The following is a 21,989-nucleotide window of genomic DNA, read 5'->3' as shown; positions in this document are numbered from 1 at the left end:
GCGTAAGCGGCGACGCATATGCGGCATTTTCGTCCGTATATTCTCCGCATAGGCGCCCCGCGGCATACGCTGTCCACATTAGAAATCAGGACGCATTCCAAAGGTGGACAAATCGTTGTTCAGGAGTATTTTTCCAAGCCACGCAGTCATTCGAAACCGCCCGGCGTCACCGGCTCACGCCGATCGCGTCGACGGCAAGCACGTGCGCGTTCGCCAGGCGGAACGTCACCGTATGGCGGGCATATTGCAGGCCTTCCACGCGGAACATCGTACGCAGCGCGCCTTGAGTGGCGACCGTCGGCAGCGCCTCGCCCACCGCTTTCCCGTCAACGACCACATCAAGCCGGGCGCCGCCGTCGCTTGGCCCGAACAGATCGACGCCGGTGCCGTAGAACGTGTGCGACAATGATGCGCCGACCTGCGACGTGCGCGAGATCGAACGCATATAGGTGAACATGCTTTGGCCGTTCTCATGCGTCCAATCGCCGTCGTACACCAGCACCGGCGTACGCGAATCCGACCATGACGTCATGTGCATGTCGTCGATCAGCGCCGTATAGTACGGCGAATATCCGGCGACGCGTTCGACGCGCAGGTCGGAGAAGCGTACGCGGTCGAAGCTGGTGCCCAGATTCACGCGACCGGCCGATTGCGGGGCGTCATCCTTCCAGCAGGCCACGACCAGGCCGTTGACGGATGCGGTCACCGTATTGCCGGCGACTTCCAACATGACGGTGTTCCACGCGCCGGCGCCCGCCGCGAAAGGCTTCATCCCGGCCTTTTGCGCGGCCTTATGAGGGTCTTCGCAGTCGCCGCATATTTTTTCGTCGCCGTATCGCCGCAGCGCGAAACCGCCGTCCGCACGCAATCTGAAATCGTATGCGCAGATCGCGTTCGTGAATTTATCGCCGCCCATTTCGCGAGCGCCAAGCAGCATATACGGCGTCCGCCCGGCATACGCTTCGAACATCACGTCGACCGATACGCGGTAGTTCGTCCAACGCATGTCGCCGATCGCGGTGCGCGGGTCGCCTTCGATCCATGCGTCGCCGGCGTGCGGCGAGTCGATCTGCTGGCGCAGGACGCTGCCGCGGGAGGCGTTCTCGCAGACGGCGTCTCCGCAGACGGCGTCTCCGCAGACGGCGTCCGACACGATTTCGAATGCGCCGTTGCTGTCGGTGGTGTAGCGCGGCACCGCGCCGGAAGCGCCGCCGCGCGCGTCGAGATAACGCCTTTTGCGTTCCGCATAGGCCTCGCCGCTGCGGCTGACGCCGACTTCGGGCTCGTCCTCGTAGCGGAAATCGTCCGCATACAGCACGCCGCTGCCGGGGTCCACGTCAAGGACCGCGCGCGCCTGTTCGCTGGCGGCGGGCAGGCGCAGAGGCTGCACGTCATCCAGCGTCGACGCCGTGACCATCGACCAAGGTGCGACCTGCAGCACATACGTCACGTGGCCGGCATGGTCGCCGGATCGCTGATCTTCGGCGGAGACGTCGCCGATATGCCGCATCCAGCCCGCATCGTAGCGTTCCCCCGGCCGCGCCGCCGCGGTCTGCCATATGTGCAGGGGCGAATGCGACGCCGCGAGCGCCGTGTCGATCGCGATGCGGTAGGTTTTCGTATAGGCGCTGTCGTTGACGATGATGATGCTGCAGTCGCCGCCGTCGGGTGCTGCGAGCGTCAGATAGCTGGGTTCGCCGTGGCGGGCGCCGGATACGGGATTGCGGCCTGCGACCCGGCAGTCGCTGGCCTGCGGGATGGCCCGCCATATCGTATCGTCGGCGACGATGTCGGAGTTGACGGCCGGCGCCCATCCGAGATGCGCGAATTTCGCGAAATGAGCCAGCACCGCGCAGCCTGCGTCGTAATAGATCCAGCCGCTCCACGGATCGCGCGCGCTGATGATCTCCTTGGCCGCGTATTCCATATGTTCGTAGCATGAGCCGATGGCGGGCTGGTATATCACGCAGGTGCGGCGTGATTTCACGAATCCTTTGATGATGGTGTTCGCCATTTCCAGCGGGCCGCCGATGCCGCCGACCCCCGTGCCGGTTTCGCCGTTATCCAGTCCTTGGTCATTGGTGTTGTTGGGGCGATCGGCGGAATTGGAGAACACCGCCTGCGCTTCGGAATTCCAGATTTCCTTATCGAATTCGTCGGCGAGACGGGTGAAGCTGCCGTCCTCGTCATCGTCCACCGAATAGTGGTATGCGGCGATGTCGATGGCGTCGCGCAACGTCGCGCTGCCGGTCAGGGCCGGGCCGAACGTGCCGGTGGACTCTTCGTCGGAGGTGATGATGCGAATGCGATGGAACAGGTCGCGTTCCCTGTCGCTCACCCAGCCTGCATGCGGGTCATCGGCGGCCGCGCCGAGGAAGCCTTCGGCATCCGTGCGCACACGATGCGCGAACTCAGCCACCCATTCGAGATCGGCGGCGCGCTCGTTGATGTCGGGATTGACGGAATCCACCATGAACCCGTATTCGCGGTAGCAGGCGAGGATCGTGTTCTTGTACCAGCGATATACGTCGTCGTCATCACGTACCCAGGTCGGCGTGCACCAGCGCAGGATGCTCACGTGCAGACCGGGCTGGCAGCGCATGGCGTCGGCCGCCAGCTGGAATCCCGGCTCGCGCAGCACATTCGGGTAATCATCGCGATCGCGCATGGTGGCGGCGTTCGGACCTGTCGAATTGTTGCGGTCGTTGCCCATTTCGACCTTGACGGTGTTCATCAGCGGCCGTTCGCCGCCGAACAGGACTTCGACCAACCGCCAATACGCTTCCGGATGCTCCGCCTTGTAATCCATCAGCAGGGCGGAGGTGGCGTTGCCCGACAGCACACCGAAGCCTTTGAAGGTCAGGCCGTTGCGACGGCGCGCCGCGGCGCGCACTGCGGCCGAGTCGACGCTGATGTTCACGGGTGGATTGTCGTATGCCGACATACATGGTCCTTTCGTATCGTTGATGCTTCTTCCGCCTGCGCCGCGCTCACGGCCGGGTTGATCGCGAGGATCTCCTGCAGCACCGACACCCCGACGTCGAGGATCATCACGGAAAGCTGGAGGGAGATCCTGGCGAAAACCGGTCAGGCCACATGCACGTTCGCACTGGAACATATACCGCCATACGATGCGGGCGGCGTCCGTCATCTCGCCGATATGGTGGCGGACACCGGAACGACCGCCATGCTCGTCCACTCGGATTATCTGGCGATAGCCCTCGTTCAGGCGCTGGAGCATCGCGGATTGAACGTTCCGGATGACGTGTCGCTGATCTCCATCGACGGATTCGCCACGCCTGGCTCCAGACCGCTCACCGTGCTACGCGCGCATGGCCAAGCCCTTGCCCAGACGGCGGTCCGCCTGCTGGCCGCGCGCATCGACGATCCACAGGCACCGACCATGCACATATGCATCGACCCTATTCTCATCGACCGCGGATCGGTGGCGCAGCTGCGCTGAACGTGCATCCGCGGCACGGGCCGGCATGTGGACGGCACCACGGACGCACGTCACAGATCGAACAGATAATCGACCAATGCCCGCGGATATTCCGTGCCCGTCTCCGTCACGTTTGCGAACGCCAGCAGCACGTCGTCGCCCATCTCATCGGCGCCGTCAAGCGAATTCCACACCGAAGACTTCGTCAGATCCAGTGCCGCGTCCACGTCCTCCCTCTCCCCGCTACCCGGGTCAGGCGTCGTCATCTGCACGACCGCTCCCCGCTCCTCCAATGCGGTCACACGATCTTTCCCTAGAACATCAGCCAAGGGCGACACCAGTCCCCGATCCGTGCACATCATCGTGGTGGTGTCCGTATCGGCAATCAGCGTATTGACGTCACCGGCGGCCACCTCGGCGAAAAGCTGGACGGACGAGTCTCCATACGCGCTAGTCACGTCCCTGCGAATCATCACATCGTCGCGGTCTGCGATCAATTCAGCATCCAAACCGCTCTCCTCGACGAAACCTTGTTCAAGAGCGTCCAGCTGAGAGGTCACATCTCCCAGATTCACGCTCGCGATCGAAAGCTTCGCCTGTGGCGGCTTGGTCAGATATGTGATGGTCATCGCGACGACGAAAACGACCACGGCAAAGATGATGACGGCATACAGCAGGAAGTGTTGGACGAAATACGGCCACTTGTCCTTCATTGGAAGCTCTTTGAACGTCGTCCATATAGACTGGTGCTCATATTTGTTCGTTTTCGACAGCTCGGCAACCGCTTCCTGCTGTTCCTGCGTCAAAATGCCTTTGTTCGCCATTCAAGCCGCCTTTCCTCGCATAACGGGTTGCATTGTATAACGGCCGCAACACGAAAACCTGAAAGACCGGGATGACGCACGGACGCACGAAAACCCGACTCAGTAGTGAATCGGATTCACCTCCTCCGGCAATTGTCCGAACGCCGGGCACTCGCCCAGCGCCACCGGATACAACGACGCATGACACGCCCTCATGGCGTCAGCCATGTCTTCGTATTCCCGTAGGCATACGTCCACAAGACCAATCTGATAGTTTTCGCCATCGAACCTGCCCAACGTACCTTGGTCGTTGTACTGGAAGTAATGTGCGCCAACGAAATACTTACTGAGCAACGCCTGCTCAACGTAATACCGATAGGCTACGCCACGCTCATACTGCGTGGTCACGCCGCGTATACCGTGTGCGCTCAGCCCACGGTCACATGCACCGTGATGGAATTCACCCACCATCACCGGCATATCCAATTTGCGCCCCAACGACTCGACCTGGTCGAAACAGGTGCGCTGGTAACTGTTTATGGAAAACACGTCATAGCAGTCGGAACCAGCCAGCAAGGTGTCTTCGGTAATGTACGCATAACGCATACCGAGATTCAGATGATGTGGGTCGGCCTTGCGCAGTTCCTGCGCCGGAATACGCACATAACGATCGATAAGCACACGAGAGAAATCCTGCAAGTCCTTGGCGCACCGCCTATTCCCCTGCGCCAAGCGATATCTCGGTTCGTCGATGATCTCCTCGAAATTCCGAAAACCGGTGCCCCAAGCCTCGTTGAGGGCGCAGATATCACCGTCATAGCGGTTTCCCGCCCAAGCGACGAAATGACGTTTCGACGCCAGCTGCGCCGGATTGTTCAGCATTTCCTCAGCGAGATTCAACCCATGCACGAATGCCCAATTCGGCTCGTTGCGCATGAAGTATCCCACCATATTGGCATCGTCCTTCCATGCACACAGACCATGCGCGTACCGAGACGAATTCCGAGTGTATTCTTCGGAAAACACATCGGGGAAGTCACGGAACAGCATCGTAGAGGTCGAGGGGAATCCGACGCCGCCAAGATCATCGGCGGGCAACACATACGGCATATCGGCGTATCGAATAAACTCCGTATCCGACCAGTTGCCGATTGTGTTGATGCCCCACTCCTGCAAATGCCGCTTGGTAATACGGTTCCACGCGCCACGCGTCGCTTCGGGAAAGGCCCGGCGCAGGTTGGCCATCGCGTAATCGTAGAATGCGACGATACCTCCGCAGCCTTTCGTGTCATTCCGCCAGGAAAAATCCGGATCCTTGGCATGGACGTGCAGGTGTCCGGAGCCGTCCGCCGAATCGAATGCATGATACCCATCCGACACCTCGTCCAACAGACTCTTCACATGCTTGTCCACCCACGGGCGCACGGGATCCACACGAGTCTGGACACCCGGACGCACGCAGTCAACACCCGTGGACAGAAATGCGGCGCCGTCCGGGTCCACAAGCCAGAATCTGCCTTCATCATCCCTGGCAACATGGAACCATCCCGTCGCGTCAAACCGTCGTGCGGTATAACCGCCACGCCGATCCCAATGAGGAAACCGATCATATCCGGCCGACGACTCTTCGGCAAGCATCCGCATCATCGCGGTGCAGCGTTTGCGGTCGACGGTTTTCCCAGTCCAGTCGCGCCGATTCGATTGTCCCAGTTCATCGACCAACGGCCTCCATTCGTCCCGGACGCCTTTTATGTCGGCGACCGCCTCATCTCGCAGTTCCGCATCCCAAACACGCAACGGCCGCCCTTCAAAGCTCGGCATCGTCGACAACACAACGCGCTCCACATCAGAACGTCGCATGGGCTTGCCGAAAATCGTCATTTTCAGCCGACCCATCGTACGCGGGGCGAATAATGTCTGCCCGTCCAACCAAGTCAAGTCAAACGACACGGTGACGTCCGTGCCGGGCAGCAACCCAAACACGGCCCGCAATGTCGGACCGTCGCCCCGTTCAAACTGCCCGTTCTCGTAAAATGCCAGCTGCGCACTGACGGAATACCGATCAAGGCCCAACATCCGTACGGTCAGGCATGCCGCGGTCTCAAAATGCACCGCCGCATCGGGCATGCGGTCCCTGTCATAGACAGTCCAGCCGCAACCCGCTGCCGGACATGTCGTATCAATGGCCTCGCCATTCACACGTTCACCCGCATGTAGCGGGAGCAACGTCACCGTCATATCATTCAACTCCTTGGAATCAGCGTCCTAAAGGGATTTGACTCCCCCGATACGTCCGTCCCATGCCGCCAGACGCTCATATTCATCACGGGTCAGCGACAGCACTCCGCCATGCTTGGTATGAGGAGCCATATGGAAGCGATCCAATGGCAGGCATTCAAATCCGTCATCAAGATCGACGCTGACCATCGGACGATACCCGATGGAAGGAATGACGTCCACATACAGGTACCAGCGTTCGTCGCTGTGCGAAGCGAACAATGCCGGTCCTTCCACGCCGCCCGGATTGCCGTTCTCCACCCACTGCGCGCCGACGTTCTCCTGCACTACGGTCCATTGCGTATCCGGATGCCACCAACGCGGCGCATCCGTACGGTCCAGCCAGATATTGGCTTGCGGACCGTTGTCTTTGGTGGCGCGATACGTGCGCAGCGTGCCGTCCGGCAGCCGACGTTGCAGCATGGTGGCGTCGATGGTGGCATGACCTCGATCGATGAACACACCACCGAACCGGAATGTAGCGTTGGTGAAATCCATGGTCACGCCCCACATCACGCGGTCATATACCGACGGATCGGCATGGCTCTTGTCGTCATCGTCGAACAATGTGCTGGACCAATACATGACGAATGCGCCGCGTCCTCCAGGATGTCCCTCCGGGTAATAGTCCGGAACCCACATCGCTTCAGGAGCCCATGCCATGCCAAGCTCGGCGTGGCTGCCATCGGCGCGACGGCTTACATCCAAAGCATGAGGGCCGTTCCAATGCACCAAGTCATCGGAATGCCAAACGATCAGCTGTGTGCTGCCATGATGGGAGAACGTGTACCAGTCGCTGTTGGAATCCGAGCCTCCGCCTTGCCCGAACACACGCAGATCGGTGGCGATGATATATACGCGCCCGGTCTGCGGATTGCGCACCAGATACGGGTCGCGCACGCCTCCGGTGCCAATCGTCGAGGTCAGGATCGGAAGCCCGCCGTTCAGAGGAATCCAACGCTCCGGATCGTCCCCATCGGAAAGGTCAAGGTAGATGCGTTCCGCATGGTGTTCTGGGTCCTCAATGAAATGGATCAGCAGATAACCATACTGTTCACCGTCCAAATCCGAATTCATAGCAGATTATCCCATTCATCCCGCCAAGACAGCGTCGCCGACGCATTTCCGATTTCAATCGGCAACGTCACCAGCTTGGAGTTGCCTAAATCGTCGCGTTGCCAACGATCACCGATGTAAAGAAAACGCGTGGCATGCCACTGGTCTTCGCCGTCAAGCGGAATGATGATATCGCATTGCGACTGGAAAGTATGTGACCCTTCTGGAGCGAACGGCTTCCAAATACTCCAAGGACCGTACAGATCAACCGCAGTGGCGTACATGTTGTCATTGCAATCCCACCCTGTCAGCTGAGAGCCGAACCAATAATAGACGCCGTCACGTTTTATCATTATCGGACTTTCATAGCCAGCCCAATAATTCGTGCCCTTGAGACATGCCACATCCTCGACGATGCTGAGATAGTCTTCGGACAGACGATAAATATGAGTACCGTGCGGACGATCTTCACTCAAAACATAACCGCTGCCGTCTTCATCCTGGAACACTCCGATATCGCGAGACTCATACCCTTTGAACTGCATGGTGTTAAGAAATTCGAACGGCCCGGTCGGACTGTCCGATACGGCGGTGCCGATATGCGCATATGCATAATCGTCAATACCGTCTATATGCAGGTACATTACGTATTTACCGGTTGTCGGGCAACGCATCACCTTCGGACGTTCGATCACCCGATCGACGCCAATGATGGTGCCTTCCTCGCCGGCATCCAACACCACACCTTCATTATGCCAATGCACGAAATCCATGGTGCTGTAGCAGGCCACGCCTTTAAATAGGTGCCCGTTATCCGTTTTGATTTCGCCATATGCATACCAACGACCGTCGAATCGCTGCACGCCAATGCCATGCAGCTGCGCCACAGCCCCGGTGTCGTCATAAAACAGCTGAACGCCTTGCATCAAGGCCATTGAAAATCTCCCTTATTCGCTTACTCGTAATATGCCGCCGCCTGAAACAGCGGGTTTCTGTCTGATCACGGATTGCGCGCCGAATGACTCAGCAGTCCATGGAGGGATCAACGATGCCGTCCAAATCGGAACGATGCCGCCCCAATACAAAGCCGTCGTCGGTGATTTCGATCTCATAGATGACGCCATGCGAAACCAAAGGCCGGTCGTTCTGGTCACGACGGGTCATATTGGTATGCATGATCAGCAGCGGCGTTCCTTCGAAGGAACGGAAAATCATCGCGTGCCCGGCATCGTTCCGGTCAAGAGGCGGTAGCTGACGCCACGGTCCGCACATTTCGCCGGATTCGCTAATCGCTTGGGAAAGCACATATTCGCCGCCACTATATGACGTCCACAGACTCAGCAACGAGCCGGATGGGGTTGCAAGCACATATGGGCCGTCAGTAACGTAACCACCTTGTCCGTGACGAATCAGACCGTCCGCCTGCGGCGTGGAGAAATTACGATGCCACCCACCGACCGGCGCTTCGCCATCGTCTTTGTGCCACAGGCCTTCGCTGGCATCCCATAGATGCACCGGCTGCCCGACGGATCGCGAAACATCGTGGGGATCCAGCCTGACCGCCTCCATCGTGCCATCGAAAATCTGCACCCATTCATGGGCATAGACCATCCAAGGCATCCCATCGCGATCATATGCCAACGTGCCATCCAATGTCATATCATCTTCCGCGGTGATCGAATGACTCGGGTTCACCACGGTGAACGGCCCGGACGGAGCGTCGGCGACGGCTACGACCATGCCGCGACGTTCCGAAATCCATTTCTCATCCTTATACCACTGCGGACCGTCAATAGGATGCACTGGTCTTGGACGCTTGGCATGAAGCGTCATGAACATCCAAAAACGACCGTTCCATTCGTGAACTTCAGGAGCCCATGGGCAATCACAGTCGTCATACCATGCATCTTCGGGAATCATTTCCAAGTCAAAGACGTTGGCCGGCTCGGAAAAATGAACGAGATCCGGGCTGACGTAAAGCACCACTGACTTGCCATGTCCGAATTCCGCAGACGTGTATTGTCCGTAATTAGCGTTGTACAGGTAATACAAGCCCGTTGTTTTATCCGCCAACACGTATGGATCATGCAGCATGAAGTCATGCATGCGCAGACGGTATTCATTTCGAGGCATCATCGCACTCACTTCCGATAAGACTTCAACGGATATGGCCCATACCATGCCGGCCATCGGACGCGCATGGGCCATATCCTGTGTTGCACATCAGTCACCGACCAGGCATCAGCCCTTCACGGCGCCGATCATAACGCCCTTGTTGAAATACTTCTGAAGGAACGGATACAGAACCAGCAACGGCAGAGTGGAGACGATGATGACACCGTACTTGATCTGATCGGCCAGCTGCTGCTGTTCCATGACGTTCTGGCCACCGGAGCCAGACCCGAGCTGACTGGTCTGGTTCGCCAACAGGATGTCGCGCAGCACATTCTGCAGCGGCTGCAGTCCGCTTTCCCTGATGTAGATCAAACCAGTGAAGTAGTCATTCCAATGTCCTACAAAGTAATACAGGCCAATCACCGCGATGATTGCGGAGCTTAACGGAATGACTATTTTCACGAAATACCCGAAATAGCTCAGACCGTCGATCTGCGCGGCATCATGCAGGTCTTCGGGAATGGACGTTTCGAAGAAGGAGCGTGCGATGATGAGATTCCAGACACTCACAGCTCCCGGGAGGATGAACACCAACGGGTTGTCCAGCAGGTTCAGATCCTTGTACAGCAGATAGTTCGGCACCAAGCCGCCGGCGAAATACATGGTGAATGTGAACAGGAACAGCAGCGTACGACGCGGCTTGAACTCCAACCGAGCCAAGGCAAACGCAGCGGGAAGCGTCACGACAAGGTTCAGGATGGTGCCGACCACACTATAGATGATGGTATTGGTGTAGCCTGTCCAAATACGCGAATCCTGGAACACGCGCATATATCCGGCCAAGGTGAACCCTTTGGGCCAGACAGTGACTTCGCCGGCCGACACCGCCGTCTGATCCGAGAACGAGGCGACGACCACGAACCACAACGGATAAATCACGACCGCGACTATCACGACCACGAACAGTGCGATGATGATGTCCACGGTCCAATCGCCAAAGCTTTTCCGCTGATGCATATGCTTGTTCCACGGTATTTCCGAAGAATCCGTCTTGGGCGCGACGGACGGCGAAAGACTTGCAACGTCACTCATGATGATTCCCTTCCAATCGATCGAGATGCATCAGAAGATGCTCGTGTCGGACACACGCTTGGAAATCCAATTGGCGAGTATCAGGAACACAAAGTTGATGACAGTATTGAACAGGCCGATGGCTGTGCCGTAGCTGAATTGGAACGATTGAATGCCGATTTTGAAGGTGTATGTCGAGATGACTTCGGACCCAGGCATGTTCATGGCGTTCTGCATCAGCCATACCTTTTCGAAGCCCACATTCAGGACCGACCCCATGTTCATGATGAGCAGAATCACGCAGGTGGGCATGATCGCGGGCAAATCCACGTAACGAATCAGCTGCAGACGCCCGGCCCCGTCCATCTTCGCCGCCTCATACAGGCTCAGGTCCACGGATGATAGCGCCGCGAGATAGATGATGGCGTTCCAACCACAATGCTGCCAGACCTCTGAAATCCAATAGATCGGAGCGATCGCGTCCGGATTGTCCAGAACGCTCTGACTACCCAGGAAACGCCCGATCAAACCCGTCTCAGGCGTCAGGAAAATGTTCAGCATCGCCACGATGACCACAGTGGAGATGAAATGCGGCATGTAGGTAATCGTCTGGACGAAGCCTTTGATGCGCTTGGACCCGATCTGGTTCACCAGGAGAGCCAGCACAATCGGCGCCAAAAAGCCCAAAACCAGTGTTCCGAAGCTGATCTTGAAGGCATTGATCATCGTCGACGCGAACATCGGCGAGGTGAAGAACTGTTCAAAATATTGGAAACCGACCCATTTGCCGCCGGTCAGACCTTTCGCCGGAACAAATTCACGGAAAGCCAGCTGAATGCCATACATCGGCACATATGCAAACAGGCCAACGAACGCCATAGCCGGCAGAGCCATCAGCCACAGCTGCCAGTATCGCTTGAAATGCCACCCCAACCGCTTCGACAGCGGCCATGCACGACGAACCGCATTGTTATCGACTACACCGCGCTCATCCGTAACGGCAACCGCACTTTTCCTTGCCACTTGAAACTCCCTTGTCGTCTATGACCTGGCCGGATATACACGGTCGCCGACACCGATTCCGGGTCGGCGACCGAGGGCGTCTGGATTACTTCACGTACTTGTCGTACGCCTTCTGCCAGATTTCAGTGTTCTGCTCGATGTTGTACTTCTTCAGGTTCTCCTGGAACTCATTCCATTGAGCGTCATCTTCCGCGCCACCTTGCGCCAGCCACTTGGACACGACCGGAATCGCATAATTGAACAATGCGGTGTTGTTGTTAGCGATCGTGTTCTGGTCGGCCTCGCTGACACGCACATAAATCGGCATCAAATCCTTTTCATGGTCGTAATTGTCATACTGATCCGCGTACGGCTTATCGGCGGCAGCCACATGGTCCATGCCGCGATCGCCTTCAACGGTGACGTCATCGGAAATCCAACCCGCAAGACGGTCTTCCAGCGCAGGCACCTTCAGCTCATCCTGAGCCGCGTGGAACTTGTCCGTGACCTTATAGGAATGTTCTCCGGTCTGTTCGACGTAGCCGTCCGTCATGGAACCGTACAGCTGCTGGATGGAGTATTTCTCCGAATACAGCAGATCGATGACCTTCAGGCAGGCTTCCTTGTTCTTGGCATTCGCGGACATCGCCATGTGGTAGTCCTCGAAGCGATTCGCTTCCAAGGAACCGTCCCATACCGTCTCATCAGCGGACACACCATCCGCGGACGGAATCGGGATGGCCTCATACTGGCTGGCCAGCTCGGAGCCGTATGCACCGAACGCCGACTCATCCCAGCCGAATACCATGCCGACCTGAGCCGTCTTGCCGTCGGACTGGTTGCGTGCGTTATACTTGTCGTCCTTGATGGTGACCCAATCGGACGGAGCCCAACCGTTCTCCACCATCTCGTAATAGAACTCAATCACCTGTCGGAATTCGTCGGTCTGCATCCAGTTTCCGACCGTTCCATCCTTGACGTAGATGCCGGTCTGGGACGGACCGGAATTGAAATGAGTCGCGATACCGGTCGCATTCATCATCAGGAACGGGTTCCACCAATCACCGATCTTGGCCGTGACCAGCTCACGCGGATTGAAGGCGATTTCATCCGCCTGTCCGTTGCCGTTCGGATCCTGGGTCTTAAACGCCTCCATCACAGTGCGCATCTCATCCCAAGTGGTCGGGGCTTCCAGACCCAACTTGTCCAGCCAGGTCTTGTTGATAAGGAAATGCTGCCCAGACGACATGAATCCGGAGGTACGGCTGGAGGGCAGAACGGTGACCTTGCCATCGACCGTCACGAATTTCTCCGCAGTGGGCTGTTCTTCGAAGAACTGCTTGACGTTCGGCAGGCTGTCCAGATCATCGCCCAACACCTCGAAGGCAGAGGGATTACGCGAGGCGTCATCCGGATTGAAAGCGCGGATATTGAGGTCCGCGATATCGCCTGCAGCCAGGGAGGCGTTCTTCTGCTGGCTCCACTGATCGTCGGAGACTTCCTTCCATTCGATCGAGCAATCGCAGTCCGCTTCAAGCTCTTTCGCCCAGGTCATGTCCGACATCGGAGTCTGATTGGAATTCTTCACCACCAGCACGGTTACGATCGGCTTGCCGTTTTCGTCGGTCGCCGCCTCATCCGATCCACAAGCGGACAAAGCGGTCGCGATCATGGCAAGAGAAGCTGCGGCCGCAAGGGCTCGTACCGATGCTTTTTTACGAGTCATCCCATTGTTCCTTTCTGTGACCCCTTATGAGCATCAAAGAGCTGCTGCGTTGCAACGAAGTATGGCAGTATGTCTGTTTACGCTAACATGCATACATTCGCCTCGGCTCTCCGACACCTTCTGCGATTTCTTCATTGAAAAATCGCAACGATTCGATTATTGAGCAAAATAAAAAAAAAGTCAAATCATCAAGACACGCGCCGAAATCAAGCCGTTTAAAGCATAAATGGATACCACTCACAACATACTTCACTCAGTTACCAAACATGGATTCGCAACGATTCGATTTGCTTACGATATAATGAGGTTCCAGCAGTGATAATGCCTGCATGTTTGCAATAACATCCTCATAGGAGAAGGTGTTTATGGTAACGCTTAAACAGGTGGCCGCGGAAGCGGGCGTCTCCGTGTCGACGGCTTCGGCGGCGCTGCGCGGCATGGATATCGTCAAGCCGGACACCGCCAAAAAAGTCCTATCCTCCGCGGCAAAGCTCAATTACCGCACCAACCTGTCGGCAAGGGCTCTGCGTTCAGGCCGGTCCGGTATTTTCACCATGATCGTTCCGGATCTCGAGAACCAGTATTACGCGAAACTCGCCAATTCGCTTTCCGCGGCCCTGCTTGCGGAGGACAACCACCTCATCGTGCAGATATCGCAGTACGACAAATACAAGGAACTGGAGCAGATCAGGCAAATGAACACATCGTTGTGCGACGGGCTGTTCATTTGCTCCACACGAAACACAGGCAAAGAGGTCCACGCCACGGCCGGTCGATACCCGGTGCTGATGTTTGACGACATGAGCGAGTCGGAAAACGCTTATTACGACTCCATCGAAACCCCGAGCCAAAGCGGCATGCGTGCTGCGATCAAACATCTGGTCGAGGAGTGCGGACGCACCCGCATCGGAGTGGTCGGTACATACGATGCCGCATGCATGGAACACACCTTATCCGCCACACTGCGCCAGAATCGCTTCGACTTCGCGTATCAAGCGCTGCACGCCTATGGGCTCGCCGATTCCCATACGAAGGTGCCTTCGGATTGGGGGCTCAACGCCGGAATCGCGACAGCCCACACCTTGGTGGACAGAGGGCTGCCATATGACGCCTTATGCTGCATGAACGACGAACTCGCGCTTGGTGTCATGCGAGGCCTCGCCGAATGCGGGGTCAACGTGCCGGACGACGTCGCGGTCACCGGCTTTGATGGAATCGCCAGCGGCAGCTACACCACCCCGACGCTGACCACTATCGCCGTGGATTTCACCAGCATGGCCCAGACCGCGGTGCATATGATGCACGAGCAGATCGAGCGGACAGACGACATCCATGTCGAGCATCTTCCCAAACGAATCATCGTCGGATTCCAGCTGCTCAGACGAGAATCCACGATGGGACGGACCGCCTCCACCGGATTCACCACGCGCAGCCGTCAACAGGCAGCGCCCACAGGGCGATAAATCCGATCTGCCGTCACACAACCGACAAGGAGACTCATGAAACGCATTGCTCTCGGCTATGAATACCTCTGCCGCATGATAATGATGATTCTGACCGTCCACGTGGCGTTCATCCTGCATACGGCGGCAGGCCTGATCGTGGCCGGAACGTTTCCATCCATAGCAGCCGCGTATGCCACCTACCGGACCTGGTTCCTCGACGTGCACGACCGTTCCTGGACCATCAAACAGACATGGACGGTCTTCCACAAGGCGTGGAAATCCGAACTGCGCAGCGCCAACGCCTTCGGCTGGCCGCAATTCGTTGTCTGGGGATTCCTGATCTGGGAATACTGGCTTGTGCAGAACAACGACATGGGCGTTACCGGCATCGCGGTTTCCGGTGTGCTGCTGCTGCTTAACCTCCTATATGGGCTGTTCGTATTCGTCAGCTGGGCGATTCATACGAATTTTGATGAAAGGCCGCTATGGACGTTGAAGACATCGCTGTCCATGGTGATCGCACGCCCCTGGTGTTCCTTCATGATACTTCTGCTTTTCGTCGTCACAGTATGGGCATATGCGGTCTGGCCGGGACTGTTTATGGCATTCGGCCCATCCCTGCCGATTTTCGCCGTGATGTCGGCCATATATTCATGGGGAAGGATCCCCGGCATGGACATACATGTGCTTGAACCGCGTCAGTCGGCATAATCAGTAAGAATATGGCTGGCGTCTATCCCGACCGGGGCAGACGCCAGCCATATCACACGGCTGCCGCTACTGCCCCGCCTTGATCATCGCGTACTGCGATTCGTACAGGCGATAGTATGCGCCCTTCAACGCCAGCAATTCGGCATGGTTGCCATGCTCGACGATCTGCCCATGGTCGATGTAGCAGATCTCATCCGCATTCTCGATGGTGGACAGACGATGGGCGATGATGAAGGACGTGCGGCCCTTGAGCAGTTCGGCAAGGCCGGCCTGCAACGCCTCTTCCGTTCGCGTATCGATATTCGACGTCGCCTCGTCCAGGATCAGGATGCGCGGATCGGCGAGCAGCACGCGCGCGAAGGCGATGAGCTGACGCTGGCCTGCGGACAAGGTCGAGCCGCGCTCCTCCACCACGGTGTCGTAGCCGTTGGGCAGTTCCATGATGAATTCATGCGCGTGCACGGTCTTCGCCGCGGCCTCGATTTCCTCGTCGGTGGCATCCAGCTTGCCGTAGCGGATGTTGTCGCGAATATTGCCGGAGAAGATGAACGTGTCCTGCAGCATCACACCCATCTGGCGGCGCAGCGATTCCAGCGTCACGTCGCGCACGTCGTAGCCGTCGATCGTCACCGAGCCTTCCGCCACGTCGTAGAAACGCGACAGCAGGTTGATGATCGTCGTCTTGCCGGCGCCCGTCGGGCCGACCAGAGCGACCGTGCGGCCCGGTTCGACATGCAGGTCGACCAGGTTGAGGATGTTGCGGCCGCCTTCCTCATAGCGGAACACCACGTCGTTGAAGTCGACCTTGCCGCGGATCTGCGGCAGGTCGGCCGCGCCCTTGCGGTTTTCGATTTCAGGCTTGACGTCAAGCGTTTCGAAAATGCGTTCCAGATAGGCGGAGCAGGTGATGAGCTGGTTGTAGAAGTTGCCGATGTTGATGACGGGATTCCAGAAATTATTCGCGTATCCGATGAATGCGATCAGCACGCCGGTGGTCACGCTGACGCCGGCCAGGCCGGTGACGCCCACCAGATAGATCAGTGAAATCGTCATCACGGAAATGGTCTGCACGCCCGGCCACATCAGGAACTGCACGTGCACGGCCTTCATCCAGGCGGAGCGCACTTCGCCCTGCTGCTCCTGGAAGGTCCTGAACTGCGTCTGCTCCTGCGCGAAGGTCTGCGTGGTCTTCACGCCGGCGATCGACTCGTGGATGTAGGCGTTGAGGTTGCTCTGCTTATTCGACAGCTTCTGATACGCACGGCGCTGGAACACCTTGAGCACGCTCACCCATACGATCAGGACCGGGAACAGGATAAGGCTCCACAAGGCCAGTCGCCAGTCGATGACGAACATCACGATCAGCGTGATGAAGAACGTGAACACGTCGGAGATCACGTTGATCAGGCCGGACGACAGCGTATCGGACAGCGTGTTCACGTAATTGACCACGCGGATGAGGATCTTGCCGTGCGGGCGCGAATCGAAATAGCTGAACGGCAGCGTCTGGATATGCGTGAAGATGTCGCGGCGCATGTCCTTGAGCATCAGCTGGCCGACGCGCGTGATGGCCACGGTACGGTAGCGCAGGCCGAGCTCGTAGATCACGATCAGCATGGCGAGGATGCCGGCGAGCATGCCCAGCTGGCCCAGATCCTTGTTCGGAATCGCCTCATCGATCATGATCTTGGTCAGATACGGCACGCTGACGGCGATGCAGCTCATCGTCACGACCACGGCGAGGATGCGCAGCACGCGGCTCGTGTATGGCTTCAGATATGCGCCGATGCGGATGATGTCATGAAAGTTGATCTGCTCTTCAAGCTCTTCGTCTTCACGGTAGGTATTGCGTTGTGCCATGATGGCTCCTCCTTTCCTCGTGCCGTCGCCTACTCTTCGAATCCCTGCGAGCAGCCGGACTGCAGGCCGAGCTGCTTGCGGTATATCTCCCAATACCGCCCATGGGCCGCGACGAGACCCTCATGCGTGCCGCGTTCCACGATGCGCCCGTGCTCCAGGACAAGGATCAGATCGGCGTCCTTGATCGAGGAAATGCGATGGGCGATGGTGACGATGGTTTTGTTGTCGTCCATTTCGCGCAGATGCTTTTGGATCTCCGCTTCGGTTTCCATGTCGACGGCGCTCGTCGTGTCATCCATGATGAGGATCGACGGATCGTCGGCAAGCGCGCGGGCGAGGCTGAGGCGCTGCTTCTGGCCGCCCGACAGGCCGACGCCGCGTTCGCCGACGACCGTGTCGTAGCCTTGCGGCATTGCGCGGATGAAGTTGTCGGCGCCTGCGATGGCGGCCATGCGGCGAATGTAGTTTTCGTCGCGGCCGGCCTGTTCGCCCGCGCCGAATCCGATATTGCCGCCGATGGTGTCGGAGAACAGGAAGGTGTCCTGCGCGACGACGCACACCTGCGAGCGCAGCGTGGACAGCGGCCAGTCGCGCGCGTCGATGCCGTCGATGAGCACGTGGCCGACCGTCGGATCGTAGAAGCGGGAGATCAGGTTGACCAGTGTGGATTTACCTGCGCCGGTCTCGCCGAGGATGCCGAGTTTGCCGCCTGCCGGTATGAAGAAGTCGAGATCTTTCAGGATCGGCGTTTCCGGATCGTCGGGGAATGCGAAGCTGACGTGGTCGAAGCGGATTTCGCCGCTGATGCGGTCGGGGGCCGCCGGATGGGAGCCGCCGACCTGGCTGGCGATGGAGACGGCCTGCTTGACGGAGGCTTCCGCGTCGGGCTTCTCCTGGATGCGGGATTCGGCGGTGAGCAGCTTGCGGATCTTGATGCAGGACGCGTTGAAGCGCTGCCAATCGTTGATCAGCCAGCCGGATTGGCGCACCGGGCCGTCGATCATCCACAGGAAGGAGTTGAAGCTGACGAGGTTGCCGAGCGTCATGTCGCCGCGGATGACGAGGAAGCCGCCGAGTCCGAGCGTGATCAGCTGCAGCGAGAATCCCAGGCCGTCCAGCCATGGCATGTAGCGGCGGGAATTGTAGGCCAGGGCCATGTTGCGCTGCATGTAGTCGTCGTTGCGTTCGTCGAATTTTTCGGTTTCGTGGTCTTCGCGCACGAAGGCCTTGACGACGCGGTTGCCTTCGATGTTCTCCTCCACCATGGAGTTGAGCGAAGCGAGGGAGTTGCGGATCGCGTAGAACAGCGGATGCGCATGCGTGGACAGGCCTCTGGTCAGCAGGAACAGGAACGGCGTCACGCAGGCGAGCGCCAGGGCCAGCCGCCAGTCGATGGCGAACATGACGCACAGCGCGCCGATGAACATGACGACGCAGTCGAGCACCTGGTAGCTCACCCAGCTCAACGCATGACGGATGGCGTCGGTGTCGGACGTCATCCGGCTCATGATGTCGCCGGTGCGCGTGTGGTTGAAGTAGGTGAAGTCAAGCTCGTGCAGTTTTTCGTATTCGTCGCTGACGAGACGGTAGACGGAGTTCTGGCCGAAGCGTTCCATCCACATCTGGTAGCCGTAGCGTGAGGCGACGCGCACTATGGTGAACACGATCATCATCGTGCACAGGCGGCCGAGCTCGTCGACATGCCCCTGCATGATGACGCGGTCGACGATGAGGCCGGAAAGCAGCGGAATGATCAGGGCCATCGTGTTGTTCACGCAGAACAGCACGATCGAGCCGAGGATTCGCGGCAGGTCGGGTTTGCAGTAGGGCATGATCCATCTGAGATTGCCTTTGTCCTTATTACGGTTCGGATCGACATACATGGTTCTGGGGAACCCTCTCGTTCCTTGGTGATTGTTTGCTGGCTGGGTTTGTTTTTTCGCTGTGTTACGGCCATTCGTTGCCGTCACGATTCACGTCCGTCGTGTGTTCGAGCGTCCCGTTACCGGCGTTCTCTTTCGCCGGCCGAAACCCCTGTTCGGATTCGCAAACGGGGTTCATTTTATGCGAAACGGTATGGGATGCAAGTGGACTGTATGGCGTGTTGCGAAAACTGTCCGCCATTCGTCAAAAGCATTGCGCGGACTGGGGAAAAGCGGATTAATGTGTGTCATGAACACATGCATGACACACAGTCAAGCGCTGCACTCGTCCTTGCGGCGGGCTGCGCATGGAAACATCTGTCAACGAGCATGCATCGACAATGAAAGGACGACGATGAAGACGTATCCGCATCAGCTATCGGAGGAACAGATCAAGGCGGCCGAGGCATGGAGCGAGATCGACGGCGACCTTGCGGGCCTGCCGCAGGAACGCGCCGCGGCGATCCTGCGATCCCGGCTGGGATCCGTGGCCGCGGATACGCCCCGCTCCGAGCGATGGCACATTCCGGAAGGCATCGACATGATCGCCGATATCCCGTATCTGCCGGACGGCGGATACGACAAGGAGACCGGCCAATGCCGCGGCCACCTGCTGGACGTGTATCTGCCGCATGACGCAGTGCTGCGCTACGGCCGCACGCTGCCGGTGTATATCGATATTCACGGCGGCGGTTTCACGTATGGATACAAGGAACTGAATCGCCATTTCAACGTGCATCTGGCCGAGCAGGGATTCGCGGTGTTCTCATTGAGCTACCGGCCGGCGCCGCAGGCCGATCTGAAAGGCCAGCTTGCCGACATTCAGGCCGCATTGCGCTGGATCCGCGATCATATCGGCGATTATCCGGTGAATCCGGATGCCTTCTTCCTTACCGGCGATTCCGCCGGCGGCGCGCTGACGATGCTGACGCTGGCGATTGAAAACAACGCCGAAGCCGCCGCCGCATTCGGCGTCGACGAGCCTTCCGGCATCCGTTTCGCGGGCGCGACGCCGGTGTGCGGCGTCTATAGCCTTGCCGCGCCGGAACGTGTGCCGGGCGGCGGCATCGCGTATGACGCCGGAAAGCGCCGGATGCTGACGGATATGCTGGGCGAGGAGTTCTTCGCCGGCTTGGAGGACGCGCAGCGCTTCATGAACATCGAAGGATTGGTGGACTCCGTCGACCTGCCGCCGCTGTTCATCGTGACCTGCAGCGACGACTTCCTGGAGGCCGAAAACCTGGCGTTGGCGACCGCGCTTTCGCGCAAGGGCGCCGATTTCGAGCTGTTCGACCCGAAGGTCGGACGCCATGATGCGCTTGGCCACGTGTTCGTCATCGGCATGCCGTGGCTGGACGCCAGCCGCGAAGCCCTCGCTCGGATCCGCGACTTCTCCTACGCACGCTGCTAGCGCGTCCGCATCGGCTGGACGCCGGCCAGTGACAGGCGCCCAGCCGATGGCGTTCAGCCATTCAGCCATTCGGACGACGTGGCTCAGACAATGACGTTCACCCGATGACGATCAGCCGATGTGGCGTTCGAACCGGCGGAATCCCAGAATGTCGTCGATTTCCGCAAGCGCGTCCGCCGGTATGGTCACGCCGCTGGCGGCCAGGTTGCTTTCCAGCTGGCTTGGCTTGCTGGCGCCGACGATGACCGACGAGACCGCCGGCAGGCGCAGAATCCAGGCCAGGGCCAAAACCGGCATGGTCACGCCGAGCCCGTCGGCCACGGCGCTCAGCCGTTCCACCTTGTCGAGGTTGTCGTCGGTGAGCAGCGCATTGATCTGGCGGTCGGCCTGCCATGTCGCGCGCGAGCCTTCCGGCAGCGGCGCGTTCTTGTGGTATTTGCCGGTGAGCAGGCCTTGGGCGAGCGGGGAGAACGGCGTGATGCCGATGCCGTAGCGTTCGCAGGTCTCCACGATCTCATGTTCGATATAGCGGTCCAGCATGTGGTATTGCGGCTGGATGACGCTGAGCGGGTGGAGTCCCCGTTCGGAGATGATGCGCTGCGCACGTTCCAGACGGGCCGCGCTCCATTCCTCCGAAACGCCGTAATAGAGGATCTTCCCCTGGTCGACGAGGTCGCTGAGGGCCTGCAGCGTCTCCTCCATCGGAGTCCGTTCGTCGAATCGATGGCAGTAGTACAGGTCGATGTAGTCCGTGCCGAGATTGGCGAGGCTGCGTTCGCAATTGTTGAAGATGTGCTTGCGGCTCAGGCCCTGTCCGTTGACGCTGGCGCCGGTTTTGAAGAACACCTTGCTGGAGACGACGACGTCTTCACGCGGGAGGTCGGCGATGATGCGGCCCAGGAACCGTTCCGCGTCGCCGCCGGAATACGCGTCGGCGCAGTCGAAGAAGTTGACGCCGGAGTCGAATGCCCGCCGGGCGATCGCCGTCGCGTTCTCCACAGCGTCGGTGTCGTCCAGACGCGTCATCCAGCTGCCCAAAGCGATTTCGCTGACTTTGATGCCGGCTTTGCCTACGTTGCGATATTGCATGATGCTTCCTCTGCTGCCAATGGGTCCGAGTGGGTATCGGACGACCTCACGGTCGACGT

The 21,989-nt window shown here is 58.6% G+C and carries 16 protein-coding genes; 4 read left to right on the top strand and 12 right to left on the bottom strand.

Going from position 1 to position 21,989, the window contains the following annotated elements; all coding sequences use genetic code 11:
* Positions 1-166: 166 nt before the first annotated feature.
* A complete protein-coding gene (locus AC1AX7_RS07745; protein ID WP_476509514.1) occupies positions 167-2,944 on the bottom strand; it encodes a hypothetical protein in 2,778 nt (925 codons plus the stop codon).
* A gap of 57 nt (positions 2,945-3,001) precedes the next feature.
* Between AC1AX7_RS07745 and AC1AX7_RS07740 the strand changes: the two genes are divergently transcribed.
* Positions 3,002-3,463, top strand: a complete 462-nt coding sequence (locus AC1AX7_RS07740; protein ID WP_476509513.1) for a substrate-binding domain-containing protein — start codon at positions 3,002-3,004, stop codon at positions 3,461-3,463.
* 50 nt (positions 3,464-3,513) lie between these two features.
* Here the strand turns inward: AC1AX7_RS07740 and AC1AX7_RS07735 are convergent, their stop codons facing one another.
* The 8 genes from AC1AX7_RS07735 to AC1AX7_RS07700 all read right to left on the bottom strand — a co-directional run bounded on the left by AC1AX7_RS07735 (position 3,514) and on the right by AC1AX7_RS07700 (position 13,492).
* A complete protein-coding gene (locus tag AC1AX7_RS07735; protein WP_476509512.1) occupies positions 3,514-4,266 on the bottom strand; it encodes a hypothetical protein in 753 nt (250 codons plus the stop codon).
* Between the two features lie 99 nt (positions 4,267-4,365).
* Complete coding sequence (locus AC1AX7_RS07730; RefSeq protein ID WP_476509511.1) at positions 4,366-5,967, bottom strand: beta-galactosidase; 1,602 nt, start codon at positions 5,965-5,967, stop codon at positions 4,366-4,368.
* Positions 5,968-6,510: 543 nt separating this feature from the next.
* Entirely contained in the window at positions 6,511-7,599 is a 1,089-nt protein-coding gene (locus tag AC1AX7_RS07725; protein ID WP_476509510.1) for a glycoside hydrolase family 43 protein, read from the bottom strand.
* A complete protein-coding gene (locus AC1AX7_RS07720; RefSeq protein WP_476509509.1) occupies positions 7,596-8,513 on the bottom strand; it encodes a family 43 glycosylhydrolase in 918 nt (305 codons plus the stop codon). Before AC1AX7_RS07720 ends, AC1AX7_RS07725 begins: the two co-directional genes overlap by 4 nt.
* Before the next feature lie 88 nt (positions 8,514-8,601).
* A complete protein-coding gene (locus tag AC1AX7_RS07715; protein WP_476509508.1) occupies positions 8,602-9,714 on the bottom strand; it encodes a family 43 glycosylhydrolase in 1,113 nt (370 codons plus the stop codon).
* A gap of 105 nt (positions 9,715-9,819) precedes the next feature.
* Positions 9,820-10,785 (bottom strand): carbohydrate ABC transporter permease, encoded by a 966-nt coding sequence (locus AC1AX7_RS07710; RefSeq protein WP_476509507.1) that lies wholly within the window; start codon positions 10,783-10,785, stop codon positions 9,820-9,822.
* Positions 10,786-10,815: 30 nt separating this feature from the next.
* Positions 10,816-11,787 carry an ABC transporter permease gene (locus AC1AX7_RS07705; protein WP_476509506.1) on the bottom strand — a complete coding sequence of 324 codons (972 nt, stop codon included), beginning with the start codon at positions 11,785-11,787 and terminating at the stop codon, positions 10,816-10,818.
* An 85-nt stretch (positions 11,788-11,872) separates the two neighbouring features.
* Complete coding sequence (locus AC1AX7_RS07700; protein ID WP_476509505.1) at positions 11,873-13,492, bottom strand: type 2 periplasmic-binding domain-containing protein; 1,620 nt, start codon at positions 13,490-13,492, stop codon at positions 11,873-11,875.
* Positions 13,493-13,857: 365 nt separating this feature from the next.
* Here AC1AX7_RS07700 and AC1AX7_RS07695 point away from each other — a divergent pair, with 365 nt between their 5' ends.
* Both AC1AX7_RS07695 and AC1AX7_RS07690 read left to right on the top strand, forming a co-directional pair.
* Positions 13,858-14,955 carry a LacI family DNA-binding transcriptional regulator gene (locus tag AC1AX7_RS07695; protein ID WP_476509504.1) on the top strand — a complete coding sequence of 366 codons (1,098 nt, stop codon included), beginning with the start codon at positions 13,858-13,860 and terminating at the stop codon, positions 14,953-14,955.
* A 36-nt stretch (positions 14,956-14,991) separates the two neighbouring features.
* Positions 14,992-15,648, top strand: a complete 657-nt coding sequence (locus AC1AX7_RS07690) for a YesL family protein (protein WP_476509503.1) — start codon at positions 14,992-14,994, stop codon at positions 15,646-15,648.
* A gap of 66 nt (positions 15,649-15,714) precedes the next feature.
* Here the strand turns inward: AC1AX7_RS07690 and AC1AX7_RS07685 are convergent, their stop codons facing one another.
* A complete protein-coding gene (locus AC1AX7_RS07685; RefSeq protein ID WP_476509502.1) occupies positions 15,715-17,508 on the bottom strand; it encodes an ABC transporter ATP-binding protein in 1,794 nt (597 codons plus the stop codon).
* A gap of 29 nt (positions 17,509-17,537) precedes the next feature.
* Complete coding sequence (locus AC1AX7_RS07680) at positions 17,538-19,391, bottom strand: ABC transporter ATP-binding protein (protein WP_476509501.1); 1,854 nt, start codon at positions 19,389-19,391, stop codon at positions 17,538-17,540.
* A 394-nt stretch (positions 19,392-19,785) separates the two neighbouring features.
* Here AC1AX7_RS07680 and AC1AX7_RS07675 point away from each other — a divergent pair, with 394 nt between their 5' ends.
* Positions 19,786-20,841 (top strand): alpha/beta hydrolase, encoded by a 1,056-nt coding sequence (locus AC1AX7_RS07675; protein ID WP_476509500.1) that lies wholly within the window; start codon positions 19,786-19,788, stop codon positions 20,839-20,841.
* A 111-nt stretch (positions 20,842-20,952) separates the two neighbouring features.
* Here AC1AX7_RS07675 and AC1AX7_RS07670 read toward each other — a convergent pair whose 3' ends face one another.
* The gene (locus AC1AX7_RS07670) at positions 20,953-21,930 is read right to left on the bottom strand and encodes an aldo/keto reductase family protein (RefSeq protein ID WP_476509499.1); all 978 of its coding nucleotides are present in this window, start codon (positions 21,928-21,930) and stop codon (positions 20,953-20,955) included.
* Positions 21,931-21,989: the final 59 nt, after the last annotated feature.

The sequence above is a fragment of the Bifidobacterium sp. LH_449 genome, assembly GCF_056356755.1.
This window is presented reverse-complemented; position numbering and strand designations above follow the sequence as displayed.